The following is a 23,985-nucleotide window of genomic DNA, read 5'->3' on the forward strand; positions in this document are numbered from 1 at the left end:
ATATGGGGAAATGGGGATACGGGCCATTCGATAACGATGGCGCCGCGGACTTTGCTGGCGATTTGGATGCCACTCCGCTGTCTAGGCGGATTCAGGCGATCCGAGCTGCCCTTGCCTCGGTGGCGGGCGACGGCAGCCCGCATATCGATGGCGGAAGAGCAGAGCTGGCAATCGCTGCCGCTGCGTTGACAGTCCGAGGGGTTGAGGGCGGCGATGAATTTCAATCTGCGACGTGGGGGCCGAATGGTGAGATTCCGCAGATTCCGAAAGAGCTGGTACCCCTGGCGCTCGAAGCGATTTCTCGCCTACTCGTCACAAGCAATGACTTGCGGGACGACTGGAGCGTGGAGGAGGAAGGCGCTGAATGGCTTGCAATGCTCCGAAGGCTGAAAGCAGTGCTTGACAGAGAAAGTGCTGCAGGGGCTCCCCTCTCCGCTCCAGGCGCCGAAGGTCAAAAGCAAGGGCCACAGAGGGCTAGACGAGCTGCGCATGAGGATGAATCCATCCAGGAAGGTCTTTGGTAATACCTTCAAGGTGGCTATCTGAATCAGCTGAATGAAGGGTCATGAAGGCGTGAGCCGTGACGTCGTCACGTCATCTGATCATGGAGAATTCGATAGTCCGGCAAATGCGAGGGTCCCCTCCGCGCTCCTGCGCGGAGGGGACCCTCGGGTCGTTTGACGGCAACGGTGACGGCAACGTCAGCGGACGGCGGCTGTGGCGGGTGGGTCGTCAGGGCCGCCGTCGGCCGGGCCGAGGGCGTCGTTCAGGGTGTCGATGGCTTGGCGCTGAAGGCGGAGTCGGACGTGGGCGTAGACGCCAGCGGTGACGCCGATGTGGGCGTGGCCGAGGAGTTCCTTGATCACGACGAGGTCGACGCCCTGTTCCAGGAGCAGGGTGGCGGTTGAGTGTCGGAGGTCGTGGAAGCGGATGCGGCGGAGTCCAGCCCGATTGAGGAAGCTGCGGAAGCGGCGGGTGAGGTTGGCCGGGTCGAGAGGCCCGCCGGTCGGGGTGGTGAAGACGAGGCCGCTCTCCTGCCAGGCTGACTCAGCGGTCTCTCGCTCCTTGTCCTGCCGTTCCTGGTGCTTCTTGAGGGAGTGGAGGCATTCGGTCGGGAGCGCGATACGGCGCTCAGATGCCTGGGTCTTGGTGGGTAGGTGGGTGAGGCCGCCGGTGCGGGTGCGCTGGAGCGAGTGGCGGATGCTGGCGGTGCCGCTGTTGAGGTCGAGGTCTTCCCAGCGGAGGCCGAGGAGTTCGCCTTTGCGGAGTCCGGTGCGTAGGGCGAGTTCGTACAGCGCGTGGAGCCGGTTACTGCTGGCTGCCTGGAGGAACTGCCGGGCCTCGCTGGCCGTGAAGGGATGGAAGCGCCGGGGGCGGGGCGAGATGGTTTTGACGTTCCGGGCGATGTTGCGGGGCAGGTCGTCTTCGCGGACGGCATGCTCCAGGGCGGACTTGAGGACTGAGTGGACGTAGGTCACGGTCAGCGGGGAGAGCCGCTTGTCACAGCACCGGTCGATGGCGCAGCACTGCCTCCGTGCCGTGTCCCTTCCCTGGGCGCAGCACTGGCAGGTGGCGCGGAGTCCGTCGAGGAAGGTGCGTACGTCGCGGGCGGTGAGCCGGGCAAGCATCTTGGCCCCGAGGCCGGGGATGAGGTGGAGGCGGACGCAGGCGGCGTAGCGGGTGTGAGTGTTCTCGCGCACCTGGTGGACGGCGACGCCGTTCAGCCAGTACGTCAGGTACGCGCTGACCGTGCTTTCGGCCGCTGCGATGGGCAGGCCAAGGTTGCTGGCGGCGATCTTCTCGGTCAGCTTGGCCAGGGCGTCTTTGCGGGTGGTGCCGTAGACGCGGATGCGTTTGCGGGTGTTGCCCGCGGCGAGGACGTATCCGGCGGCCTCCCAGCGTCCGTCCTTGCGCTGGTAGACGGTTCCGTCGCCGTTGGCGCGGGTGCGGCGGGAGGCGGGGGTGTCGCGGGGCGTGGTCATCAGGCGGCGGCTTCCTGGTCGAGGCGAGTGCGGATGAAGTCGGTCAGAGCGTGCGTGGGGATGCGGCGGGCGCGGCCGAGGGTGATCGAGGCGAGCTGGCGGGTGCGGAGGAGGTCGTAGACGGCGGAGCGGCCGATCTGGAGGCGGGCCATGACCTGGGGGACGGTGAGCAGTTCCGTGCCGGCGGTCACGCGACGGCCCCTGCCCGGACAGCACTGGTCAGCCGATCAGTGGAGTGACCGACCGGGTGACCGGCGCGGTCACCGGCGTGTTCCGAGGGTCGGGTTCGGGGCGGTTGCTCGGGTCGGGTCTGCCGTTTCGCGGCCAGGAGGTCGGCGAGGTGTTCGAGTTCGGGCAGGAGGCCGGTTCCGGCGTACTGCCAGTGGGAGATGACCAGCGTCGTGTCCGAACCGTCGGGCCGTGCGGCGATATCACGGTGACCGGGACGGTGGCCTGTGAAATGACCGTGACCGGGTCGGTGACCTGCGGCCAGGTCAGTGGAGTGTCCGGCGCGGTCACTGACCCGAGTGCCGTCCGTCTGGCCGGCCTGCGTCCCACCCGTGGCTGGGGTCTGGGGGTCGGGTCGGTCAGTTCGCCAGGCGGTGCGTGCGGCTCGGAGATGGGCGAGGGTGGTGGAGTAGCGGCGGGTGCGGGTGGAGAAGTGGCCTCGGAAGCCGAGCATGTGGGCCCATTGGCGCAGGCGGAGGTGGGCGTGCTGGGCTTGGGTGGCGAGGTGCCAGGCGGTGTGGATCATGCGGCGGGCGTGGTCGGTGATGTCGTACTGGGCGAGTTCGGCGAGGAGGCGGAGTCGGCGGTCGAGGGTGCCGGTGGTGGTCTCGGCTCCCTTGGTGGCGTACTTGGCGATGTAGGCGGCGACGTGCCCGTCGGTGACCGGGCTGTCTCCGGTGAAGTCCGCGCTGCGGATCGCCCGGACGTCGATCTGCCGCCCGAACCGGAACACCAACCGCCGTGCCCGGTCTGAGTCTTGGGGCTGGAACGCGTGGACGTCCCCGGCGGGCTGCGGTTGCTTCGGCGGTTCGCCCTCGTGGTGGACGCGGGTGCGTGTGGCGGCGGCGCGGACGGCCTGGTTGAGGAGCTCGGTGGTGGCCCAGGCGGGCGGGGTGCTGGTGGGGCCGGTGAGTCCGTCGAGGCGGATGACGGCGTGGAAGTGGACCTGGCCGCGCTTCTGGTACTCGGCGACCTTGGCGTACGACAGCGTCGCGTGGTGGCGCAGGCTGCGCTGGGTGAGCCCGGCGGCTTTGGCGATCTCGCGTCGTAGGTGGGTGGTGAAGCGGGCCCACAGGGCCGGGGCGTGCGCGTTCCATAGGACTGCGCCCGCGTAGTCGTAGCGGTCGGGGTCGAGTGGGGTGCCGAGGAGTGGGTCGTCGTCGGGGTGGACCTGGCCGCAGTGGCAGCGGCCGGTGGCGTCGGGTTGGTTGTAGACGGGGCCGAAGCCGGGTGCGGTGAGGGTGGCGAACACGCGCGGGTGCACGGCGACGCTTGCCGGGACGGTCTTGCCGCCGCGCAGGCCGGCGGCGATGAGCTGGTAGGTGTCGTAGCGGTAGACGGTGGAGCAGGCGGGGCAGCGGGTGGCCCGGCGGTTGCCGCAACGGACCAGCAGTTCGCCCGCCGGGAGCCGACTGGAGTCGAAGTGGTCGAGGACCTCGCCGGTCGCGCTGTCCAGCCGGGTTCGGTGCCCGGTGAGGCGGATCGGGTGCGCGCAGCCGCCGAGTCCGCATATCTGCCGTGCGAGGGGCGCGAGGTGGCCGGTGGCGGCGAGCTTCGCCAGCCTGGCGGTGAGCCTGGCGCGGCGCTCCAGCGCCGACCGCCCTGCCGCCGGGGTGGTGACGTCCGCCGAGCCGCTCGGCGTGGTGGACGCCTGCGACGGGCGCGAAGCGGTCGGAACGATTGCGGGGTACGGGAATTGGGGCTGTGAGGGCATGCGGAACAGGGCCTTTCGGCGGGAGTGTGAAAGCAGCACGACGTGACGGTGGGCAGGCCGAAGTGATCGGCTCACAGGGAACGGGGCGCCTCGAAGTTGGGCGTGGAGGCCGGGGCCGGCGGGGCCCAGTCGGCGCTGGCGCGGTGGTGATCACCGGCGGGTGCGTGACGTTAACATCGCCCCACGGGCGCATTCAAGTGCATCCCTCCTCATTCCTTTCTGTGGGGTGCGGGACGCGGGTAGTGTGGGGCCGGTTTCCCGGCTTGGACGGGCCGGAAATAGCTGGTAAAGGGCACGGAGTGCGGGGGTGGCAGGCGTGGTGACGACGCGGCGCAGGCCGGCGGCCGGCGGGGTACCGCTGACGTTCGAGGTCATCGCCGAGACCCTGCGGGAGCAGATCCGCTCCGGACGGTTGAAGCCGGGGGACGCGCTGCCGACGCAGACCGCGTTGATGCGGGAGTTCGGGGCCTCCAGCCTCACTGTGCAGAAGGCCATGGCCCTGCTGAAGCAGGACGGCTGGGCGGTTTCGCGCCCCGGCAAGGGTGCCTTCGTCGCCCACTACGACCAGGCCGACGCGGATGACCACGATCACCCGGAGGTGACCGCACCCGCACGCGGGATGGCGGCCCGCGTCGAGGCGCTAGAGCGGGCGCTGGCCGAGGCGGTTGAGCAGATCGCCGAGCTCCGCGCCCGCGTCGCAGTTCTGGAAGCGGGCGACGGAGATCAGAGCGACTGACTTGCACGCCAGGTGGCCTGGGGCATGCGTTCAGATTTTCTCTACGAGGTTCAAGGCGGGCCCCGCCCGCCGGAGCTGGCCGCCGTCGCCGGCGGCCCCGCCGTTCACTCGGCCGGTCTGCGCTACAGGTGGCGAGCCGCCCCGGCAGCCAGGGTGATCCATGGCTGCGGGAGCGGCAACCGGCTGATCGCCGGGCTGACCGTAACTGGGCTCCTGGCGGAGCAAGCTATCGCCTACGACCGTCCTACGGCCGGATCGCAGGCAAGGGCCGACCAGGGGGCCGACCCTCAGCATCCGTCGCCGGGCTCACCGAGGGCGGTGGCCGACGTCGCCTTCGGCGGGGAGCAAAGCTCCCGGCCCAGCTCCCGCGCTGCCAGACTGCCCGAGTCCCGCCGCACGCTGACCGAGGGCCCCACCCGGCGGCCGACCGCCGAGCCACCGGAAGGCGCCCGGCCTGCCTCAATTCCCCTCGGCTACTCGGCGGCCAGAACACCATCGCCATGAGTACGGCCCGCACGTAAAGGCCCGCCCCTGCCGGGCTGATGAGGACGGGGGAGCCTCGATCGGTCGCGCCCGGCAGGGACGGGAGTCGGGTGGGTCAGCGCGGGGCGGCGCCTGGGCGAGCAGGACGGGTCACATCTGCCGCCAGGCCCGCCAGGGCCGGCTGATGATCTCCCGGTAGGTGTGGTGGGACGGGTTCTGGCCGCAGTGCCGCAGCACCCAGTTCTGCGGTTCGGCGAAGTCCTCGCTCGTCGGCGACGTCTCGCCGTCCACGGCGCACTGCATCGAGTACAGGACCGGCTCCGCGTCCGGCTCGCGGTCGGGCTGGAGCGTCCAGGTCTCGTACCGCAGGACCGAGCGCGGGGTCACCGTCCCCACCTCCGGTTGGCCACGGCCACCTTCGCGCTCAACTCCTCCGTCGGAGTGGGCGCACGTACCTCGTCGGGAGGCACGTCCCACTCCCGGCCACCGCGCGGTGGCCGAAGTTGCACGTACGGCCCCACATGCCCCATCACCACGCCCACCTTGCCGTTCCGCCGGTCGACCATCACGGCGCCCACACCGGGCGAGGCGGTGTGCTCGACCGCATCAGGGTTGCGGGCCGTCATCGTGACCACCCCGGCGGCGAGGCGGTGCGCGACCGGGCGTCCAGTCGCAGGGCGGGAACACATGAGGTGGTGCTCTTTCGCACGGTGACGCTCCTCGGCGGCGTGGATGCGTGCCCCCGGGCCCGTCGGTGCCACAGGGTCGGCACCGATCCTCACGCCGGTCACCGGGACGAAGGAACCTCCACCAAACCCCACTCCGGGACGTCCCGCACCCTGTAGAACGTCCCTGGTGCCGTCCTCAGACGAAGGGGGAGACTCATGCCGAACGAGAGACTACGAGCCGTCATGGCGGCCGGAGGCTGGACGTACGCGACCCTTGCCCAGGAGGTTGAGGTCGACCCCAAGTCGGTCGAGCGCTGGGTGAACCTCGGGCGCACCCCACGCCGTGCCACAGCCCTCCAGGCGGCCAAGGCCCTGGGAGAAGACGTGCACGCACTCTGGCCGGCGCTCCGCCAAGCCCGCCCCGCCCGCGCCATCAGCCCCGAACTGGTCGCGCTCTACGAACAGCGGGCCGACATCCCCGTCTCGGCGTTCACCGACCTGATGGCCCAGGCCCGGGAACGGATCGACATCCTCGTTTACGCGGCCGTCTTCCTCCACGAGGCGTACCCGCGGCTGAACGAACTCCTCGCCGAACGCGCCGCCGAAGGCTGCACCGTCCGCATCGCGATCGGAGACGCCGACAGCGACAACGTCCAAGCCCGTGGCCAGGAGGAGCGCTTCGGCCACGGCATCGAATCCCGCTGCCGCCTCGCACTCATGCACTACAGGCCACTTGCCAATACCCCCGGCATCGAAGTCCGCACCCATGGCACCACGCTCTATAACTCCCTCTACCGCGCCGACGACCAGCAACTCGTCAACGCACACGTCTGGGGCGTCAACGCCTACGCCGCTCCGGTGTGGCATCTTCGCCGACACGAGACAGGTGGCATGTTCGACACCTACGCCGAGAGCTTCGACGCGGTGTGGGCGACGGCGACGCCCGTACGAGAGGAAGGCTGACCGTGGCCCGCACCGAGTACTACGACGACCCCACCGCACCCAAGCCGAACAGCATGGTCGTCGCCGCATCCGCCGTCGTCACCGACGACCACGGCCGCGTCCTCCTCCAGCGCCGCCGCGACAACGACCTATGGGCGCTGCCCGGCGGCGGCATGGACCTCACCGACTCCCTGCCAGGCACCGCCATCCGCGAAGTCAAGGAAGAGACCGGCCTCGACGTCGAGATCAACGGCTTGGTCGGCACCTACACCGACCCGAAACACATCATTGCCTACACCGACGGCGAGGTCCGCCGCCAGTTCAATGTCTGCTTCACCGCCCGCATCACCGGCGGCCAACTGGAGATCTCCGACGAATCCACCGAACTCCGATTCGTACCGCCCGAAGAGATCGAGCAGTTGCCGATGCACCACACCCAACGGCTCAGGCTCCAGCACTTCCTGGAACACCGCGAGAAGCCGTACCTCGGCTGAACCGTCTGACGGCAGTAGCGACGGCAACAACCCCACACAACCACGGACACCCACGCACGTCACCGGACCAGCAAACTGCACTTGACCTGCGAAGAAGCAGGTAGAGGGGGCCGCGCAGCACACGTACTATGTGCTGGCTGGCGCCACGCCAGTGCTCGTTCACAACTGCGGAGGCAGCACCGCAGGTCACTCGACTGCTTGCGCTTGCGCTACTGGGGCTCAGCCCAGGCTGGCCAACGGCCAGATGGGTCCCAGTCTCAACCCGCGGCCGACGCCAGCTCCATCCACTCACGGAAACTCGCGCAACAGTACCGCGACGAACTACCTGTACGTTCTGGAGGACGCAAGTGGGGGTTACCTTAAGACCGGTATCACCCAAGACCCGGCAGGTCGGTATTCGGCGAGGGATATGGCTGCGATGGGCGCAGATCGCATGCACGTTCTGACTAGCGGATCACGCTCAAATATGCTTGATCTGGAGAAGTGGATCGTACAGCGTTGGCCTGGACCATTCAATAAGGAATCGCATGCCGGAAAATTGGATCTGGGGTTGTGATGTCAGAAATTGATGGAGGAGCGAACGCGCCTCTCGTCGCCCTGTCTCTGAAGTCAATCATCGGTGGAGGGCTTGAGGACAAGCGGTGGACCTCTGCACTCGACTCCCTTAGGGGGGCGCCGTCAGGCATCGATACACCGTCTGATATTCCGTTCAACCTGACGGTTACCTTCTTCACCCCAGGAGAAACCTACGGTCCGAAATTCTCCGGCGTCAGAGTTGGGTCATTCCTGGAGGAGTTTCGATCGCTGGTTGTTCAGGTAGCACTCCCAAGGCATCCCGAGGGGGATGCGCGAGCAGAACTGCTTGACCTTCTCGATGAGGCCATCACCAGGGCAGAGGGATGGGGAAAACGAAAGAAGCTGCTCTCTGGTCCGCTCGAGGCGGCCAGGAGGGTCGCGTCCGACCTGAGGGGAAATTCATCCTGATCGGGGAATAGTTCCGGGACTCGCCACCGACGGTGCCGTGAGCATCAACCCCCTCTCGCAGCAATGCAGTAGCAAATTCGAAGCCCCGCCGGGTGCGTCCTGGCGGGGCTTCTGCGTGCTGTGACGGCAGTAGTTGACGGCAACGTCAGCGGACGACTGAGGCGCACGGTGGCGGTTCGCCGCCGTCGCCGTGGGCCGTCTCGGTGGTTGCCGGGCCGCGGAGCGCCGTGCTGAGGGTGTCGATGGCGTCGCGCTGGAGCCGGAGTCGGACGTGGGCGTAGACGCCGGCGGTGACGCCGATGTGGGCGTGGCCGAGGAGTTCCTTGATCACAACAAGTTCGACGCCCTGTTCGAGGAGCAGGGTGGCGGTGGAGTGGCGGAGGTCGCGGAAGCGGATGCGGATGCGGCCGACGTCGGCACGGCGTAGGAGCGTGGTGAAGGTTCGTGTGAGGTTGACCGGGTCGAGCGGTCTTCCCTGGGGTGTGGTGAATACGTGCCCGCTGTGCTGCTTCAGAGGGCTCACTGAAGGGGCTGCTTTGAGCGCCTCCTGACGGCAAAGAAGGGCGCCGTCTCCTCCACCCCCTACTGGGGTATGACATCCGGGTTGGCTCCCCGGTGCGACGTGCCGGCGGGTGCCTCCTTTCTACCTTCCTCCTCGTCACGGGACGGGTCACGAGGAGAGGGGAAGGGGCATGCGCCGCTTCGGGAGGACGATGGTCACGGCCGCGCTGGCGGTGGCCGTCGTGGCGGGGACGGCGGGCTGGGCCTCGGGGAACGCGCAGCAACCGGTCACGGGGCCGCCGCCGGGGGCCGCCGCCTGGCGGGCGGCGACGCAGGCCGGGCGGGCGCTGCCCGATCCGGAGCGGGCGGACCCGCACGAGGTGGCCCGGTTCTTCGCCGGTCTGGACGCGGCGACCCGGCGGGAGCTGCTCCTGGCGCACCCCTCGGTGGTGGGCAATCTGGACGGCGCTCCCCTCGCCCTGCGGTACGAGGCCAACCGGATCGCCGTCCTCGCCACCGGCGAGGCGCGCTACGCCTCGCTCGCCGCTCCGGGGCGGCTGATCCTCGCCTTCGACCCGCGCGGGCGCGGTCAGGTGGCGGAGGTCTTCGGCGACCCGGAGCGCGCCGCGCACGTGTCGGTGATCGTGCCGGGTTCGGACAACGACGCGGGGACGCACGACGCCGCGCGGGCGCCGCACACCGGTCCGGCCGGGATGGCCCGCTCGTTGCTGGCCGCGGCCGGCGAGGGGACGGCCGTCGTGGCGTGGACGGGGTACACCACCCCGATGGGGGTCGGGGTGGACGCGGCGACCGGCCGGCTGGCCGAGGCGGGCGCGGTGCGACTGGCCCGGTTCACGGCCGGGCTCGACGCGGTCGGCGCCCCCGATCCGGTCCTGTTCTGCCACAGCTACGGCTCGGTGGTCTGCGGGCTCGCGGCCCGGCACCTCGACGCCACCGACCTCGTCGTGTTCGGCTCCCCCGGGATGCGGGCGCGCAGCGTGGCCGGGCTGGACACCCGCGCCCGGGTCTGGGCGGCCCGCGGCCCCTCCGACTGGATCGCGGACGTCCCGAACGTACGGTTCGCCGGGCTCGGCCACGGCGCCGACCCGACCTCCCCCGCCTTCGGCGCACGTCGGGTGCCCGCCTCCGACGTCCCGGGCCACACCGGCTACTTCACGCCCGGCACCCGGTCCCTCGGGGCGTTCGCCGCGATCGCGAAGGGCGAGGGGGGCGAGGTCCGATGAGCACCCTGACCGAGCGGAGCGCCCTGACCCGACTGCGCGCGGGCGCCGAGCGCGTCGACCGCAAGACCCCCGCGCACCGCGACCGGGCCCTCGACGGGCTGCGCGCGCTCGCGCTGGTCGCCGTACCGCTCGGGCACTGGATGCTGGGCGGCTTCACGCTCGACGCCGAAGGCGGGCTGCACAACGCCAGTCCGCTGTCGACCTTCGGCGGGCTCGCCCCGGCGAGCTGGCTGTTGCAGATGCTCGGCGTCTTCTTCCTGGTCGGCGGCCACGCGTCGGTGTTGTCCTACCGGCGGCGTTCCGGATCGACGGCAGCCTGGCTGAAGGGGCGCGTGGTCCGACTGGGGCGTCCGGTGCTCGGGGTGACGGTGGTGTGGGCGCTGGCGGCTCCCGTGCTGTACGCGGCGGGGGTGCCCGAGGCGACGTTGCGGACCGGGGCGAAGCTGGTGGTCCAGCCGCTGTGGTTCGTCGGGGTGTACGTGGTGGTGACGGCGCTGACCCCGTACTGCGTGCGGGCCTCGCGCCGGCTGGGCGGTTGGGCGGCGGTTCCGCTGCTCGCGTCGGTCGCGGTGGTGGACTTCCTGCGCTACGGCCCCCTGGCCGGCGGGGTCCCCTCGTGGCTGTCCCTGCTGAACGTCCTGCCGGGTTGGCTGTTCGCGTACCAGCTGGGCGTGGACTGGGGCGAGCGGCGGATCGGGCGGCGCGGGGCGTGGCTGCTGCTGGTGGGCGGGTCGGTGCTCTTCGCGGCGCTGCTGCTGGTGTTCCACTACCCGGCGTCGATGGTCGGCGTGCCGGGCGAGGCGCGGACCAACTCGCACCCGCCGTCGCTGCTGGTGTTGGCGCTGGCCGCGGCCCAGTCGGGGGCGGCGATCCTGCTGCGGGACCGTCTGGGCGCCCTGCTGGCCCGACCGGCGCTGTGGGCGCCGGTGGTGGTGGTCAACCTGTCGGCGATGACGATCCTGTGCTGGCACCAGAGCGCGATGCTCGCCGCGGCCGTACCGGCCTCGTTCGCGGGCGAGGTGGCGGGCCTGACGACGGCGCCCGAGACGCTCCTCTGGCTGGGGGCGCGGTTGGCGTGGCTGCCGGTGTTCGCGGGGCTGCTGGTGCTCCTGGCCCGCCACACCCGGCGGTTCGAGCATCCGGCGCGGCCGGGGCGGCGCCCTTCGGCGGTCCGGCGCGCCGCGGCGGGCCTGCTGGCGGTCGGCTTCACGGCCTTCGCGCTGGGTCTGGCCTGAGCGCGGGCGGGCACGACGACCGACCCGGCCCGGGAACGACGTGAGCGTGGCCCCCACCGAAGGGTGGGGGCCACGCTCACGTCGTGGAGGGGCGCCGGGTCAGGCGATGGACGCGGCGACGATCGCCGCCACGGCGAGGTTGCAGGCCGCGGTGACCCAGACGGCCGGGTGCGGCTCGGGGTCGACGACGATGGCCCCGAGCTTGCCCGGGGTCACCAGGTCCAGCACGAGGAAGGCCACCGCCATCAGGACGAGGCCGAGGACGCCGAAGGCCGCGGTGGACAGCAGGCCCTTGCCGAAGTCGTCGTACGTGGTCCAGATCGAGGTGAAGACGATGCCGCCGATGCCGAGGAGCGCCGAGCTGAGCATCAGGGCCGCGTTGCGGTTGCGCTCTTCCCAGATCTGCTTGGGGAGCTTCCCGGGCGTCAGCACGTCCACCAGGACGATGCCGAGGACGAGCAGCACGAGTCCGAGGGCTCCGTAGGCGCTGGTGCGGCCAAGTCCGTTGACGATGTCGCTCATTGAGAAGCCTGTCTCCGCGTGGGTGGGATAGGGATGGACCAGGACCGGCCAAAGGGGCCGTGGGGAGGCCGAATCTATCGCACGCCCTGGTCCGGGACCATGGGGAGGTCAGGAAATGGCAAAGGTCAGGGCCGCGCTGCCGGCGGAGGCCGGCGCGCTGACGGCGTTGGTGATGCGGTCCAAGGCGTCCTGGGGTTACGACGCGGCCTTCCTCGCGGCGTGCGCGCCGCAGCTGCGCGTCCGGGCGGAGGAGGTGGCGGCCCGGCGGATCGTGGTGGCCGAGGACGTGCGCGGTCGCCTCCTCGGGCTCGCCTCCCTGGAGGACGAGCCGCAGGACGAGCCGCAGGACGAGCCGCAGGACGAGGGTGAGCGTCCGGGGTCGGGGGGCGGGCGGGTCGCGCGGCTCGGGTCGCTGTTCGTGGAACCGGACGCGATGGACCGGGGCGTGGGGCGTCTGCTGTACCTGGACGCGGTGCGCCGGGCCGTCGCGCTGGGGGTCGACAGGCTGCTGATCGACTCCGACCCGTACGCGGCGGGCTTCTACCGGGCGATGGGCGCGCGCGGCGCCACGGGCTCTCCGCCCGGCCTGGTCCGCTTCGAGGTGGCCCCGGCGCCGTTGGCCGACTGGGCGCGGGCCTGGACGGGCGGGACGCCCGCCGTCCACGTGGGCAACGTCGGGGAGTTCAACGCCCAGTTCGCCGACCCCTCCCTGGACGCCGGGCAGCGACCGGCGCACGACTACGCCTGCCTGGCCGCCTTCTACAGCCCCCGTCCGGCGGCCCTGTTGCTGCCCCGACCGGTGCCGGCCGGCTGGGCGGAGTTCGTCGGCCGCCGGCTGGGCTGGGATCCCGCGGTGGAGGTCTACGACGGCCTCGCGGGCCCGGGGCCGGGCCTGTCGGAGCGGATCGCGGCCCGGCCGGCGCTGGTCGGGCGGGTCACGGAGCGCGGGCTGCCCCTCGTGCCGTGGGGGCGCACCGAGGCCTTCGCCCGGCTGGCGGGCCTGCCCTGGCGGCCCGAGGAGCTGCGGTACGAGTCGAAGTCGGCGGCGCACGCCCTGTTCGCCCGGATCCTGGCGGGCGGCGGACACCCCCGGATCGTGTTGCCCGGGCAGTGGCGGGTTCCCGGCCGCCGCTCCGCCGCGCGGATGCTGGCCGCGCGCACCCGGGCCGGTGCCGGCACCGTCCTCAAGTCGGAGCACGGGGTGGGGGGTTCGGGCACCAGCGTGTGGAGCGCGGCCGAGGTACGGGCGGCGGGCGGGGCCCGCGCGGTGGTGCGCCGACTGCCGCGCGGCCCGCTGCTGGTGGAGGAGTACGTGGAGGGCCCGGCGGACGGGGCGGACGGGCCCCGGGACCTGACGTACGACGGGTTCGTGGACGGGTCGGGCCGGTCGCACGAGGTGGGCGTGGCGGTGATGGAGGTGGCCGGCGGCGGGTACCGGGGGGCGACGGTGGGGCCGGGGGTGGTGTCCGAGGGGGCGGCGGGGGCGATACGGGCCTTCGGGGCGGCGGTGGGCCGGGAGCTGGCCGGCGGCGGGTACCGGGGGTGGTTCGACGTGGACTTCGTCGCCGATCCGCGGGGGCGGTTCGCGCCGACCGAGACGAACCTGCGGCTGACGGGCCCGTCGGTCGCCTTCGTGGTGGCGGCCGGGCTGGACGCGCTGCGGGGCGCGGGACACCTCGTACGGATCGTGGACCGGGTGGAGTTGGGGGCGCGGCTGGCGCCGGCGCAGCTGATGGAGTGGTGCGGGGACCTGGCGCGGGAGTGCGCGCGCTCGGGAGCGGTGTTCGTGCCGGCGATCCCCACGGGAGCGGACGATCCGGCGCCGTGGGTCGGGGTGCTGGTGGCCGCGCACGACGCCGGGGTGTTGGACGCGGCCGAGGAGCGGGTGCGCCGGAGCGCTCTCGCGGTGGGCGCGGGCTTCGAGGGACTGTCGGATCCGAGGGGCTCGGGCTCGGGCTCGACTCAGTCCTCCTCGACGCGCCCCTGACGCGTCGGGGGGCGCCAGGTCAGGAAGCGGATGACGAGGAAGCCGGCGATCATGAGCGGGATGTTGAACAGGTAGACGAGGGCGGCCTGGTGGGGCCAGTCCGTCCTGGACGCCAGTCGGTAGAGGTTGTCCTGCGGCCACCAGGCGATCAGCAGGTAGGAGACGGCGAGGTGGGCGGTGGTGGTGAGCCCCTCCCCGCGCCCGTGGACCCGTAGCGTCCTCTTGCCCCACAGCAGGAAGGCCAGCCCGTAGACGAAGGCCCACGCCTCGCACACGTAGAGGCCGACGAACAGGTGGGCCCAGGGTCCGGGGACCCCGCTCAGGTCGGTGGAGCCCGGCCAGACGAAGCGGGTGGCGACGAGGACGACCACGACCGCCGGGATCATCAGCAGGCCGATCAGGCAGCCCCAGACCAGGGGGCCGGTGTCGCCCGGGGCGGCCCCGTACTTGGCGCCGGTCGACGGGTCGGCGGCCGGCGGGCGCGGGACCGCGCCCCGGTCCTCGCGGCCCCCGCGGTCGCGGGGCAGGGTGCGCAGCCGTACGAGCCGTCGGGGGATCGCGGGCGGCGGGATCCGGTCCGCCAGGTGCGCGCGCAGTCCCGCCAGGTCCTGGGAGGGGTCCACGCGCGCCCAGCCGGGGTTGTCGGGGGTGGGGGTGACGTAGGCGGCGAGCGTGGTGCGGGCGCCGGCGGGCAGGGGCAGGGGCCGGACGACGGCGCCGCCGAAGCCCGGATGGGCGCGGATCTCGCTCTCGACGGTGTACGGGTCGAGGCGGGTGCCGTCGTCCAGGGTGACGCGGTCGCGCAGCCGGCCGCCGAACTCCAGGAGCCCGTCGGGGCGCAGCCGGCCGAGGTCTCCGGTGGGCTGGGCGTCGGTGCCGTCGGGCGGGGCGAGGTGGATCCGCCCGTCGTGGACGTGGACGCGGCAGCCGGGGAAGGGGGTGCCGAGCAGGGACAGCCGCTCGGGGTCGTCCAGCGGGCGGCCCGGCTGGGAGGGTTCGAAGAAGGTCCCGACGCCCGCCGTCTCGGTGAGGGCGTAGACGTTGAGGACGCGGGCCCCGACGCGCAGCCGGTCCTGGAGGGCGCTCTGCTCGTCGAGGTAGAGCCGGTCCCCGGTGACGGCGAGCAGCCGCAGGGAGCGGAGCCGCTCGTCGGGGGCGCGGCGGGCGGGGGCGGCGTACGGGGGCCGTCCGGCGGGGGCGGTCAGGCGGCCGGCGCGGCCGGGGTCGGTGTGGACCACGGTGACCCCCTCCGCCCGGATGGTGTCCGCGAGGGCGGCCGGGTCCCGTTCGGCGGGGTCGGGCAGGACGAGGGCGCCGCCGGTGCACAGGGCGCGGGTCCAGCCGGCGGCGAAGGCGAGGGCGTCCGGCGGGCCGGTGAAGAGGTGGCGGTCCTCGGGCCCGAGGTGGGCGACCTCGGTCCAGCCGTCGAGGGCGGCGAGCAGCAGCCGGTGTCCGACGGCGACGGGGCGCGGGTCGGCGGAGCCGGTGAGCAGGACGGCGGCGGGGGGACCGGCGGGTGGGCCGGCGGGCGAATCGGCCGAGGGACCGGCGGACGGAGCGGAAGACGGACCACCGGGGAGACCGCCGGGCGGATCCGCGGGGGCCTCGCCCGCGCGTGCGGCGGGCACGGGCGGGGCGTCCGGGGCCCCGACCGCCACGGGCCGCGGCGGGTCCGGCGGCGCGGGCGGGTCGTCGTCCGCCGCGTCGAGGAGGAGCACGGACGGCCCGTGCCCGTGCCCGTCGTCGAGGCCCGCCCGGCCGGGCCCGTCGGTGAGCAGGAGGTGCGGGGCGAGCGCGGCCAGTTGGCGGCGGCCGGTGTGGGCGTCGGCGGCGTCGACGATCGCGTAGGTCGCGCCCGCCTTGAGGACGGCGAGCAGGGCGACGACGAGCTCGTCGTGGCGTGCGGTGCCGATCGCGACGAGGGCCCGCGCGGGCCGTTCCCGTACGGCGAGCCCCTCGGCGGCGGTGATGCGCAGGGCCAACCGGTCCGCCCGGGAGGCGAGTTGCCCGTAGGTGAGTCGCCGTCCGCCGTGAACGAGGGCGAGGGATTCGGGGGCGCTGCGGACGTGGCGCTCGAAGCGGTGGACGACGGTGTCGACGGACGGTCTGTCGGGGCGGGCCGACGGCGATGCCTGCGTCATCCTCCGATGATGACACCCGCCACCGACGAGCACGATGCTCCTCCGGTACTCGAACTCCCCTTCCCCTCAAAGGGGGTTGATCGCCGGGAGGTCGGGACCCGACCCCCGTTCGGGTGGCCGCGGGCACTTCCTTGACCTCAACCAAAGTCGAGGTTCTAGCGTGGGGGCATGGACATGGAAGTCACCGCCTGGACCTCGCTGCACAGCACCCTCACCGCCCAGCAGGGCCGCCGGCCGCTCTCCCGCGCGAGCCTGCGCCGCGTCGCCGCCTTCGCCCGCCCGCACCGGCGCGGGCTGCTCCTCTTCCTGCTGCTGAGCGTGGTCGGGGCGCTGCTCGCGGTGGCCACCCCGCTGCTGGCCAGCCGGATCGTCGACGCCATCGTCGAGGGTACGGACAGCGGTCTCGTCACCCGCCTCGCCCTGCTGATCGCGGTGATCGCGGTGGCCGAGGCGGCCCTCGGACTGCTGACGCGCAAGCTGTCCGCCACCCTCGGCGAGGGACTCATCCTCGACCTGCGCACGGCCGTCTTCGACCACGTGCAACGGATGCCGGTCGCCTTCTTCACCCGGACCCGGACCGGGGCCCTGGTCAGCCGCCTCAACAACGACGTCATCGGCGCGCAGCGGGCCTTCAGCAACACCCTCTCCGGGGTGGTCGCCAACACCGTCACCCTGCTGCTGACCCTGGGCGTGATGCTGACCATCTCCTGGCAGATCACCGTCCTGGCCCTGATCCTGCTCCCGGTGTTCGTCCTGCCGGCGCGCCGGATGGGGAGCCGGATGGCGGCGATGCAGCGCGAGGCGTCGACGTTGAACGCCGCGATGGGCACGCAGATGACCGAACGGTTCTCCGCGCCCGGTGCCACCCTCGTCAAGCTGTTCGGCCGGCCCGCCGACGAGTCCGCCGAGTTCGCGGCCCGCGCCGCCCGCGTCCGCGACATCGGCATCCGTACGGCGATGGCCCAGTCGGCCTTCATCACCGCCCTCACCCTGGTCTCGGCCCTGGCCCTGGCGCTGGTCTACGGACTCGGCGGCCACTACGCGGTGCGCGGGACCCTGGAGGCGGGCTCCGTGGTGGCGCTGGCCCTGCTCCTGACCCGGCTGTACGCGCCGCTGACCGCCCTCGCCGGCGCCCGCGTCGAGGTGATGAGCGCCATGGTCAGCTTCGAGCGGGTCTTCGAGGTCCTGGACCTGGAGCCGCTGATCTCCGAGAAGCCGGACGCCCGCCGGGTGCCGGACGGCCCGGTGGCGGTGGAGTTCGACGGCGTCTCCTTCGGCTACCCCTCCCCCGACAAGGTCTCCCTCGCCTCCCTGGAGGAGGTCGCCGGCCTCGACACCCGGGGCGGCGAGCGGGTCCTCCACGACGTGTCCTTCCGCGCCGAGGCCGGCCGCATGATCGCCCTCGTCGGATCCTCCGGGGCCGGCAAGTCGACCATCGCCCAGCTCCTGCCCCGGCTCTACGACGCCGACGAGGGCGCGGTGCGCATCGGCGGGGTGGACGTACGGGACCTCACGGCCGACTCGGTGCGCGAGACCCTCGGCATGGTGACCCAGGACGGGCACCTCTTCCACGAGTCGGTCCGGGCGAACCTGCTGCTGGCCCGCCCCGGCGCCGGCGAGGAGGAGATCTGGGACGCCCTGCGCCGGGCCCGCCTGGAGGGGCTGGTCGCCTCGCTGCCGGACGGCCTGGACACAGTGGTCGGCGAACGCGGCTACCGGCTCTCCGGGGGCGAGCGCCAGCGGCTGACCATCGCGCGGCTGCTGCTGGCCCGCCAGCGCGTGGTGATCCTCGACGAGGCCACCGCGCACCTGGACTCCACGTCGGAGGCGGCGGTGCAGGAGGCCCTGGCCGAGGCCCTGGCCGGGCGGACGGCCGTGGTGATCGCGCACCGCCTGTCGACGGTCCGGGCGGCCGACCTGATCCTGGTGGTGGAGGAGGGACGGATCGTGGAACGCGGGACGCACGACGAGCTGTTGGCGGCGGGCGGCCGGTACGAGGAGCTGTACCGGACCCAGTTCGCGGACGCCGGGCGCGCCGGCGGCGGCGCGGTGACGGCCTCGGGGGCATGATGGCCCGGCGGGCCCCGGATCCGGGGCCCGCCACCGATCCAGGAGTGCGTGATGGACATCAAGCTGGAACTGGTCGCCGTCCCCGTCACCGATGTCGACCGGGCCAAGGCCTTCTACGAGCGGATCGGCTTCCACGCCGATCACGACGTGACCGTCAGCGACGAGATCCGCTTCGTCCAGCTGACACCGCCCGGATCGGCCTGTTCGATCGCCCTCGGCAAGGGCCTGACCCGCATGACGCCGGGCTCCCTGGACAACATGCAGGTCGTCGTCGCCGACATCGAGGAGGCCTACGCCGACCTGCGCGGCCGGGGCGTCGAGGTGACCGAGATCCAGGACATGCCCTGGGGCTCCTTCGTCTACTTCTCCGACCCGGACGGCAACGGTTGGGCGGTCCAGCAGACCACCCCGCGCGCGACCACCGCGGGCGCCGCCGGCGCCTGAACCGGGAGGCCGGGCCCGCGCGCGTTTGACCTTCGAGTGGGATGAGAGTCGAGAATCCGGTCCATGGACGGCACCCCTGGACTCATGAGCATCAGCGCGTTCGGCCGGCTGGTCGGACTCGCGCCGAGCGCCCTGCGCTTCTACGACGACTGCCGCGTACTGCCCCCCGCCCGGGTCGACGGCGTCACCGGATACCGCTACTACAGTGCCGCGCAGCAGCCCCGCGCGGCCCTGCTGCGGGACCTGCGCGAGGCGGGACTGGCCCTGCCCGACGTGGTCACGGTGCTGGACGGACCGGCCGCGGGCGCGCGGGAGGTGCTGGAGCGCCACCGCCGGGCCGTCCGGGAGTCCGGGCGGGCCGCCGACACGGCGATCCGCGCCGTCCTGGACGCCCTGCCGGGCGGCCCGGACCGTACGGAGTTCACCCTGGGCGGGGCGGAGCTCGCCGGCGCCGTGCGGCAGGTGGCGCCCGCGGTGGGCACGGACCCGGAGCACCCCGTCCTGGGCCGCGTGCTGGTGGAGTTCGAGGAGGACGAGGTCCGCTTCGTGGCCACCGACCGCCACCGCCTCTCGCTGCGTGTCCTGCGCCCGAGCACCCTGACCGGCCCGCCCGGGCGGGTGCTGATCGAGGCGGACCTCCTCGTCCGGCTCGGCGCCTGGGCGGTCCGCGCCGCCGAGGTCACGCTGACGGTCGGGCCGGGCGCGTCCCCGCTCGTCGCGCGGGCCCGCGGCGAGCGGCGCGAGGTGGCGGTGGCCGGGGGGACCTACCCCGCCTACCGCAGGATGCTCGACGCCCTCGCCGCGCTCCCCGCCCCCACCCACCGGGTGGTCGTGGACCGGACCGCCCTGCTGGGCGCCCTCGCGGCCGCGGGCGACGTCCCCGCCGTGACCCTGGAGCTCGGCCCCGACGTCCTGCGGGTGGCGGACGTCGCCCTGCCCGCGTTGTGCGGGGAGGAGGGGCCGCTGCGCGTCGGCTTCGACCCGGCCGTGTTCGCCCCGGCGGTGGAGAGCGGCGTGGGTCCGGACGTGTTGCTGGAGATCCCGTCCGCCCCCCGCCCCACCCTGGTCCGCTCCGCCGACCAGGGCAGCTTCACCACGCTGGTCATGCCCGTCGCCCTCCCCCGCGCCTGAAGGACACCCCGCCATGGATCCGCACAACACCGTCGTACGGCTCTGCGCCGAGGGCATGGCCGCCGAGGCCGAGGGCCGCGCCGTCGAGGCCCTGGCCCTCTTCCGCCGGGCCTGGGACGCGGCCGGCGACGACTACGAGGCCTGCGTCGCCGCCCACTACCTGGCCCGGCACCAGAGCACCCCCGAGGACACCCTGCACTGGAACCGGGTCTGCCTCGAACGCGCCGACCGCGTCGGGGACGAACGCGTCCGCGCCTTCTACCCCTCCCTCCACGCCACCCTGGGCCGGGCACAGGCGCAACTCGGCGCCACCCGCGAGGCGCGCGCCCACTTCGAGGCCGCCGCCGCCCGCCTCGACGACCTTCCCCCGGGCCCCTACGCCGAGTGGATGCGGCTGCGCGTCGCCGAGGGCCTGCGCGGGACCCGCGGCGGCCCCGCGGACCCGCCCGGCGCCGACCCTCTGGGCCCCTTCCTCGAACGGCTGCGCTCCCGGGGCGACCTCGCCTCGTTGGCCCTGGTGCTACCCCCGTACCTGGGCGACACCGGCCGGTCCGAGGACGCCGCGCGGCTCACCCTCACCCTGCGGATGCTGCACGCCGAACGTCGCCTGCCCGAGCGGGAGCAGGCGGAACTCTCCGCGATCATCGGGGCGCGGGGCTAGGGCCTGTCGTCACACTCCTGTCGTTGCCCGGAGGGCGGCCCCGCGGCGTCTGGTGCGTGCTCTCGGCGTGCCGGGCGGAAGCCCGCGTACCGGTCGTACTCGGTCTTTCGCCCGGTACGGCGAGAGCGCGTGCCAGGCGTCGCGGGGCAGACAGGAGTGTGACGACAGACCCTAGGGCGCGCCCCGGGGCCGGCGGGGCGCGGGCGGGCGTCAGGTGGGCGTGGGGGCGGCCTCGGCGCGTTGGGCGTGGCCGTGGCGGACTCCCTCCTGGAAGGCGGCCTCGTACGCCCGCTCGCCCAGGGCGCGGCGGGCCGTGCGTTCGAACTCCTCGCGTACGGGGCCCAGTTCCGGGGTGCCGCGCAGGGCGTGGCCGACCGCCCCCCAGTAGGCGTGGCCGGCGCCGAAGGCGTGCGCGGCGCCCGTCCCGTCGCCGGCGGCGGCCCGGGCACTGGCGAGGACGTCGAAGGCGAGGGCGGTGCCGAAGGTCTCGCGCAGTTCCCTCTTGCTCTCCAGCATGGCCCGGGCGTGTCCGGCGGACTCCGCGGGACGTCCCTCGAAGAGGCTGATCAGCGCCAGTTGGTAGTCGATGTAGGAGCGGATCCAGTACTCCTCGCGGCTCACGCAGCCGGCGCGCAGTTCCTCGGCCTCGGCGCGGGCGTCGCCGAAGAGGCCCATCCCGGTCAGGGCGAAGACCCGCAGCAGGTGGCAGCGCATCCGCGGGGCGGAGTCGAAGGGGTCGGCGGGGTGGGTTTCGAGGACGTGGTCGGCCATGGACCGGGCGGCGAGGGGGCGGCCGGCCACGAGGTGGCTGAGGCCGAGCAGGTACGCGGCGTCGAGGACGGCGTCGAGTCCGAGGTCGCTGCGCGCCCGGACCAGGGCTTCGCAGCCGACGGCGATCCGGTGGGCCTCGCCCTTGCGGCTCTGGAGCACCAGGGCCACGCCGAGGGCCCACAGGGCGCGCAGTCGGCCGGCGGCGTCCACCTCCCGGGGGTCGGCGGCGGCCAGGGCCCGTTCCAGGTAGGCGCGCGCGGTGTGCAGGTGGCCGCAGCAGGCCCAGAAGAAGCCGACGCGGCCCGCGAGTTCGACGGCCCGGGCGGGGTCGGTGGCCAGGTGGTGGTCGAGGGCGGCGCAGATGTCGCCGTGGCCGGCGGCGATCCGCCGGTAGACCTCGCGCTGGCGGGGACCGAGCCAGTCCCGTTCGGCCGCGCGGACCAGGTCGAGGAAGTACGCCGCGTGCCGGTCGCGCAGGGCTTCGGTCTCCCCGGCCTCGCCGCGCCACAGGGCGCCGTACTCCCGGATGGTGTCGAGCATCCGGTGGGTGCCCGGGGGCCCGGTGCGGCGGACGACCGACTTGGCGACGAGCGCCTCCAGCAGGGCCGGTACCTCGTCCGGGGCCAGGGGCGGCGCGGAGCACACGGCGCGTGCGGCACGCTCGTCGAAGGCGCCTCCGAAGACGGAGAGCCGCAGCCACAGGAGCCGTTCGCGCGGGGTGCACCATTCGTGGCTCCAGCCGATGGCGGTGCGCAGGGCCCGGTGGCGGGGCGGTCGCGCGTCGGGCGGGCCGGGGAGCGCGCCGATGCGCCGGGTGAGGCGGTCGGCGAGTTCCTCGACGGTGTGGTCCGTCAACTGGGCGGCGGCCAGTTCCAGGGCGAGGGGGACCCCTTCGAGTCGTGCGCAGATCGCGCGGGCCGCGGCGAGGTGGGCGGGGGTCCACGGCGGCCCCATGGCGGGGCGTACGGCCCGGGCGCGGGCGGTGAACAGCGCGAGGGCCTCGTAGGCGTGCGGGGCGTACGGCAGCGGGCCCAGGTCCAGGACGTGTTCGGCGGCGAGGCCGAGCGGCTCGCGGCTGGTCAGGAGGAGCACCAGGCGCGGGGCGCGGTCCAGGAGCGCGCCGACCAGGTCCCGTACGGCGTCGATGAGGTGTTCGCAGCAGTCGAGCACGAGGAGCACCCTGCGGTCGCCGATCCAGTCGCGGACGGCTTCGGCGAGGCTGCGGGAGGTGTGGTCGGCGAGGTCGAGGGCGTCGGCGACGGTGTCGAGCAGCAGCGCCCCGTCGGGCAGGGGGGAGAGGTCGGCCCAGTGGACGCCCTCGGGGAAGGGGCCGGTGGGGCCGGCGGCGGCCGTCAGGGCCTGCCGGGCGAGGCGGGTCTTGCCGACTCCGCCGGGGCCGGTCAGGGTGATCAGTCGTCGCTCGTACAGGGCCGTCCGCAGGGCGGCCAGTTCGTCTTCGCGCCCCACGAAGGAGGTTCCCGCGCCCGGGGTCTGCCCGGCATGTCCCAGCACGGGCCCCAGTGTGGCGTACGGGCGCGGGTGCCGGGCACCGCGTCACCCCGGGCCGGACGGGCGAGGCGGCGGGGAGTCGGTGCCGGTGCCCCCGCCCGGCGGGCACGGGCTACGGGGCGAGGACGTCGAGTTCCTCCAGGGCGCCGAGCGCGATCTGCCGGGTCAGGGCCTCGGCGCGGGCGGCGTCGCCCTCGCGGACGGCTTCGGCGACCCGGACGTGGAGGGTGACGGCGGCGGGGTCGGGGTCGTGGAACATGACGGCGTGCTCGGTGCGGCCGGTGAGCACCTCGGCGACGACATCGCCCAGTCGGGCGAACATCTCGTTGCCGGAGGCGTTCAGCACGGTGCGGTGGAAGTCGATGTCGTGGTGGAGGTAGCCCTCCAGTTGGTGGCCGCGCGAGGTGCGGACCATGCCGAGGGCCGCCTCGGTGAGGCGGGCGCACTGTTCGGGGGTGGCGCGGCCGGCGGCGAGGCCGGCGGCGACGGGTTCGACCGCGGACCGCAGGACGGTCAGGGAGCGCAGTTGGCGGGGGCGGTCGGCGCCGGCGAGCCGCCAGCGGATGACGCGGGGGTCGTAGACGTTCCACTCGTCGGCGGGGCGGACGGTGACGCCCACGCGCCGGCGCGATTCCACGAGCTGCATCGACTCGAGGACGCGGACGACCTCGCGGACGACGGTGCGCGAGGCGTCGAAGCGCTCGGCGATCTCGTCGGTGCGCAGGACGCTGCCCGGGGGGTGCTCGCCGGCGGTGATCGCGAGGCCGAGGGTGTCCAGCACCTGGGAGTGGAGTCCTTGGCCCGGACTGCCTTCGGTGGTCATGGCGTAAGCGTACGGTGACGCACTGACGGCCAAAAGGTGTGATGTTTTACCGTCTACCCCTTGAATAAGTAGTACTTAATAGGCTTCAGTGGTGCTCCCCCGGGGCTTTCTCCCGGGCGGTGTCGACGAGGACAGCGAGGTACGACGTGAGCTCCCAGCGCGTCATCGTGGTGATGGGTGTGGCCGGCACGGGCAAGACGACCGTGGGCCGGCTGCTCGCGGAGGCGCTCGGTCTCCCCTACGCGGAGGGCGACGCCTTCCATCCGCCGGCCAACGTGGCCAAGATGTCGGCCGGCACCCCGCTGGACGACGCCGACCGGCGGCCGTGGCTCGACGCCATCGCCGCGTGGATCCTCGACCGGTCCGGGCAGGGCGGCGGCGTGGTCGCCGCCTCCTGCCTCAAGCGCGCCTACCGCGACCGGCTGCGCCGTACGGCCCCCGAGGCGGTGTTCGTCCACCTCACCGGGGACCGGGAGCTGATCGAGGAGCGGATGGCGGCCCGTACGGGCCACTTCATGCCCACCTCCCTGCTCGACTCCCAGTTCGCCACGCTCGAACCCCTCGGCGCGGACGAACGCGGCGTCGCGGTCGACGTCGGCGGCACCCCCCGGGAGATCACCGCCCGGGCCCTCGCGGCCCTGCGCGCCCCGCGGACGCCGAGCGCACCCGCGCCCAGCCCGGAGACCGGGCCCCGAACCCCCCGTCCGTGAAAGGA

At 73.1% G+C, this 23,985-nt stretch carries 22 protein-coding genes and 1 pseudogene; 13 read left to right on the plus strand and 10 right to left on the minus strand.

Translation table 11 applies throughout. The features are described 5' to 3' along the window. Positions 1-2 precede the first annotated feature (2 nt). Positions 3-524 (plus strand): DUF4259 domain-containing protein, encoded by a 522-nt coding sequence (locus tag ACZ6ZI_RS29885; RefSeq protein ID WP_469525929.1) that lies wholly within the window; start codon positions 3-5, stop codon positions 522-524. 177 nt (positions 525-701) lie between these two features. Here ACZ6ZI_RS29885 and ACZ6ZI_RS29890 read toward each other — a convergent pair whose 3' ends face one another. From ACZ6ZI_RS29890 to ACZ6ZI_RS29900, 3 genes are read right to left on the minus strand one after another with little or no spacing between them, the layout of a single operon-like run. Then, complete coding sequence (locus tag ACZ6ZI_RS29890) at positions 702-1,982, minus strand: tyrosine-type recombinase/integrase (protein ID WP_469525931.1); 1,281 nt, start codon at positions 1,980-1,982, stop codon at positions 702-704. Beyond that, positions 1,982-2,173 (minus strand): helix-turn-helix domain-containing protein, encoded by a 192-nt coding sequence (locus ACZ6ZI_RS29895; protein ID WP_469525933.1) that lies wholly within the window; start codon positions 2,171-2,173, stop codon positions 1,982-1,984. The genes ACZ6ZI_RS29890 and ACZ6ZI_RS29895 overlap by 1 nt, the downstream gene beginning before the upstream one ends. Next, on the minus strand, positions 2,170-3,924 hold the full coding sequence (locus ACZ6ZI_RS29900; protein WP_469526162.1) for a replication initiator: 1,755 nt from the start codon (positions 3,922-3,924) through the stop codon (positions 2,170-2,172). The genes ACZ6ZI_RS29895 and ACZ6ZI_RS29900 overlap by 4 nt, the downstream gene beginning before the upstream one ends. Before the next feature lie 307 nt (positions 3,925-4,231). Here ACZ6ZI_RS29900 and ACZ6ZI_RS29905 point away from each other — a divergent pair, with 307 nt between their 5' ends. Then, complete coding sequence (locus tag ACZ6ZI_RS29905) at positions 4,232-4,660, plus strand: winged helix-turn-helix domain-containing protein (RefSeq protein ID WP_469525936.1); 429 nt, start codon at positions 4,232-4,234, stop codon at positions 4,658-4,660. A gap of 633 nt (positions 4,661-5,293) precedes the next feature. Here ACZ6ZI_RS29905 and ACZ6ZI_RS29910 read toward each other — a convergent pair. Then, positions 5,294-5,539 carry a DUF7848 domain-containing protein gene (locus ACZ6ZI_RS29910; RefSeq protein WP_469525938.1) on the minus strand — a complete coding sequence of 82 codons (246 nt, stop codon included), beginning with the start codon at positions 5,537-5,539 and terminating at the stop codon, positions 5,294-5,296. After that, positions 5,527-5,769 (minus strand): hypothetical protein, encoded by a 243-nt coding sequence (locus ACZ6ZI_RS29915; protein ID WP_385860429.1) that lies wholly within the window; start codon positions 5,767-5,769, stop codon positions 5,527-5,529. Before ACZ6ZI_RS29915 ends, ACZ6ZI_RS29910 begins: the two co-directional genes overlap by 13 nt. 258 nt (positions 5,770-6,027) lie before the next feature. On the opposite strand from ACZ6ZI_RS29915, the gene ACZ6ZI_RS29920 reads away from it, so the two are divergent. From ACZ6ZI_RS29920 to ACZ6ZI_RS29930, 3 genes are all read left to right on the plus strand, one after another. After that, positions 6,028-6,774, plus strand: a complete 747-nt coding sequence (locus tag ACZ6ZI_RS29920; protein WP_469525940.1) for a helix-turn-helix domain-containing protein — start codon at positions 6,028-6,030, stop codon at positions 6,772-6,774. A 2-nt stretch (positions 6,775-6,776) separates the two neighbouring features. Further along, a complete protein-coding gene (locus ACZ6ZI_RS29925) occupies positions 6,777-7,247 on the plus strand; it encodes an NUDIX domain-containing protein (RefSeq protein ID WP_385860431.1) in 471 nt (156 codons plus the stop codon). Positions 7,248-7,802: 555 nt separating this feature from the next. Then, positions 7,803-8,231: a hypothetical protein gene (locus ACZ6ZI_RS29930; protein ID WP_469525941.1), complete on the plus strand. Its 429-nt coding sequence runs from the start codon at positions 7,803-7,805 to the stop codon at positions 8,229-8,231. Positions 8,232-8,376: 145 nt separating this feature from the next. Here the strand turns inward: ACZ6ZI_RS29930 and ACZ6ZI_RS29935 are convergent. After that, a pseudogene (locus tag ACZ6ZI_RS29935) lies at positions 8,377-8,739 on the minus strand (tyrosine-type recombinase/integrase); the annotation flags it as partial. Positions 8,740-8,923: 184 nt separating this feature from the next. Between ACZ6ZI_RS29935 and ACZ6ZI_RS29940 the strand changes: the two are divergent. Together ACZ6ZI_RS29940 and ACZ6ZI_RS29945 are read left to right on the plus strand one after the other, a co-directional pair. Then, entirely contained in the window at positions 8,924-9,976 is a 1,053-nt protein-coding gene (locus ACZ6ZI_RS29940; RefSeq protein WP_469525944.1) for an alpha/beta hydrolase, read from the plus strand. After that, entirely contained in the window at positions 9,973-11,211 is a 1,239-nt protein-coding gene (locus ACZ6ZI_RS29945; protein WP_469525945.1) for an acyltransferase family protein, read from the plus strand. Before ACZ6ZI_RS29940 ends, ACZ6ZI_RS29945 begins: the two co-directional genes overlap by 4 nt. 99 nt (positions 11,212-11,310) lie before the next feature. On the opposite strand, the gene ACZ6ZI_RS29950 is transcribed toward ACZ6ZI_RS29945, so the two are convergent. Beyond that, a complete protein-coding gene (locus tag ACZ6ZI_RS29950) occupies positions 11,311-11,733 on the minus strand; it encodes a DUF350 domain-containing protein (RefSeq protein WP_363064095.1) in 423 nt (140 codons plus the stop codon). A gap of 115 nt (positions 11,734-11,848) precedes the next feature. Between ACZ6ZI_RS29950 and ACZ6ZI_RS29955 the strand changes: the two genes are divergently transcribed. After that, a complete protein-coding gene (locus ACZ6ZI_RS29955; protein ID WP_469525947.1) occupies positions 11,849-13,720 on the plus strand; it encodes a GNAT family N-acetyltransferase in 1,872 nt (623 codons plus the stop codon). Here the strand turns inward: ACZ6ZI_RS29955 and ACZ6ZI_RS29960 are convergent. After that, positions 13,696-15,861, minus strand: coding sequence for an AMP-binding protein (locus ACZ6ZI_RS29960; RefSeq protein ID WP_469525951.1), 2,166 nt, complete (start codon positions 15,859-15,861; stop codon positions 13,696-13,698). The two genes, ACZ6ZI_RS29955 and ACZ6ZI_RS29960, sit on opposite strands and share 25 nt — an antisense overlap. Before the next feature lie 168 nt (positions 15,862-16,029). On the opposite strand from ACZ6ZI_RS29960, the gene ACZ6ZI_RS29965 reads away from it, so the two are divergent. From ACZ6ZI_RS29965 to ACZ6ZI_RS29980, 4 genes are all read left to right on the plus strand, one after another. Beyond that, complete coding sequence (locus ACZ6ZI_RS29965) at positions 16,030-17,931, plus strand: ABC transporter ATP-binding protein (RefSeq protein WP_469525954.1); 1,902 nt, start codon at positions 16,030-16,032, stop codon at positions 17,929-17,931. Between the two features lie 51 nt (positions 17,932-17,982). Continuing rightward, on the plus strand, positions 17,983-18,375 hold the full coding sequence (locus tag ACZ6ZI_RS29970) for a VOC family protein (protein ID WP_469525955.1): 393 nt from the start codon (positions 17,983-17,985) through the stop codon (positions 18,373-18,375). A gap of 63 nt (positions 18,376-18,438) precedes the next feature. Further along, positions 18,439-19,506 carry a DNA polymerase III subunit beta family protein gene (locus ACZ6ZI_RS29975; RefSeq protein WP_469525958.1) on the plus strand — a complete coding sequence of 356 codons (1,068 nt, stop codon included), beginning with the start codon at positions 18,439-18,441 and terminating at the stop codon, positions 19,504-19,506. A 13-nt stretch (positions 19,507-19,519) separates the two neighbouring features. Then, entirely contained in the window at positions 19,520-20,167 is a 648-nt protein-coding gene (locus ACZ6ZI_RS29980; RefSeq protein ID WP_469525961.1) for a hypothetical protein, read from the plus strand. Between the two features lie 210 nt (positions 20,168-20,377). On the opposite strand, the gene ACZ6ZI_RS29985 is transcribed toward ACZ6ZI_RS29980, so the two are convergent. Both ACZ6ZI_RS29985 and ACZ6ZI_RS29990 read right to left on the minus strand, forming a co-directional pair. Beyond that, positions 20,378-22,450: an ATP-binding protein gene (locus ACZ6ZI_RS29985; RefSeq protein ID WP_469525962.1), complete on the minus strand. Its 2,073-nt coding sequence runs from the start codon at positions 22,448-22,450 to the stop codon at positions 20,378-20,380. 109 nt (positions 22,451-22,559) lie between these two features. Next, positions 22,560-23,270: a FadR/GntR family transcriptional regulator gene (locus ACZ6ZI_RS29990; protein ID WP_469525965.1), complete on the minus strand. Its 711-nt coding sequence runs from the start codon at positions 23,268-23,270 to the stop codon at positions 22,560-22,562. 173 nt (positions 23,271-23,443) lie between these two features. Between ACZ6ZI_RS29990 and ACZ6ZI_RS29995 the strand changes: the two genes are divergently transcribed. Further along, on the plus strand, positions 23,444-23,980 hold the full coding sequence (locus ACZ6ZI_RS29995) for a gluconokinase (protein ID WP_469526163.1): 537 nt from the start codon (positions 23,444-23,446) through the stop codon (positions 23,978-23,980). Positions 23,981-23,985 lie beyond the last annotated feature (5 nt).

The sequence above is a fragment of the Streptomyces sp. NPDC103540 genome, from assembly GCF_055584445.1.

Coding starts and splice junctions, on each gene's coding strand:
- ACZ6ZI_RS29945 (WP_469525945.1), top strand. CDS start 9,973: ATGAGCACCCTGACCGAGCGGAGCGCCCTGACCCGACTGCGCGCGGGC.
- ACZ6ZI_RS29980 (WP_469525961.1), top strand. CDS start 19,520: ATGGATCCGCACAACACCGTCGTACGGCTCTGCGCCGAGGGCATGGCC.
- ACZ6ZI_RS29990 (WP_469525965.1), bottom strand. CDS start 23,270: ATGACCACCGAAGGCAGTCCGGGCCAAGGACTCCACTCCCAGGTGCTG.
- ACZ6ZI_RS29915 (WP_385860429.1), bottom strand. CDS start 5,769: ATGACGGCCCGCAACCCTGATGCGGTCGAGCACACCGCCTCGCCCGGT.
- ACZ6ZI_RS29885 (WP_469525929.1), top strand. CDS start 3: ATGGGGAAATGGGGATACGGGCCATTCGATAACGATGGCGCCGCGGAC.
- ACZ6ZI_RS29970 (WP_469525955.1), top strand. CDS start 17,983: ATGGACATCAAGCTGGAACTGGTCGCCGTCCCCGTCACCGATGTCGAC.
- ACZ6ZI_RS29900 (WP_469526162.1), bottom strand. CDS start 3,924: ATGCCCTCACAGCCCCAATTCCCGTACCCCGCAATCGTTCCGACCGCT.
- ACZ6ZI_RS29955 (WP_469525947.1), top strand. CDS start 11,849: ATGGCAAAGGTCAGGGCCGCGCTGCCGGCGGAGGCCGGCGCGCTGACG.
- ACZ6ZI_RS29965 (WP_469525954.1), top strand. CDS start 16,030: ATGGACATGGAAGTCACCGCCTGGACCTCGCTGCACAGCACCCTCACC.
- ACZ6ZI_RS29950 (WP_363064095.1), bottom strand. CDS start 11,733: ATGAGCGACATCGTCAACGGACTTGGCCGCACCAGCGCCTACGGAGCC.
- ACZ6ZI_RS29940 (WP_469525944.1), top strand. CDS start 8,924: ATGCGCCGCTTCGGGAGGACGATGGTCACGGCCGCGCTGGCGGTGGCC.
- ACZ6ZI_RS29920 (WP_469525940.1), top strand. CDS start 6,028: ATGCCGAACGAGAGACTACGAGCCGTCATGGCGGCCGGAGGCTGGACG.
- ACZ6ZI_RS29975 (WP_469525958.1), top strand. CDS start 18,439: ATGGACGGCACCCCTGGACTCATGAGCATCAGCGCGTTCGGCCGGCTG.
- ACZ6ZI_RS29960 (WP_469525951.1), bottom strand. CDS start 15,861: ATGACGCAGGCATCGCCGTCGGCCCGCCCCGACAGACCGTCCGTCGAC.
- ACZ6ZI_RS29890 (WP_469525931.1), bottom strand. CDS start 1,982: ATGACCACGCCCCGCGACACCCCCGCCTCCCGCCGCACCCGCGCCAAC.
- ACZ6ZI_RS29995 (WP_469526163.1), top strand. CDS start 23,444: ATGGGTGTGGCCGGCACGGGCAAGACGACCGTGGGCCGGCTGCTCGCG.
- ACZ6ZI_RS29930 (WP_469525941.1), top strand. CDS start 7,803: ATGTCAGAAATTGATGGAGGAGCGAACGCGCCTCTCGTCGCCCTGTCT.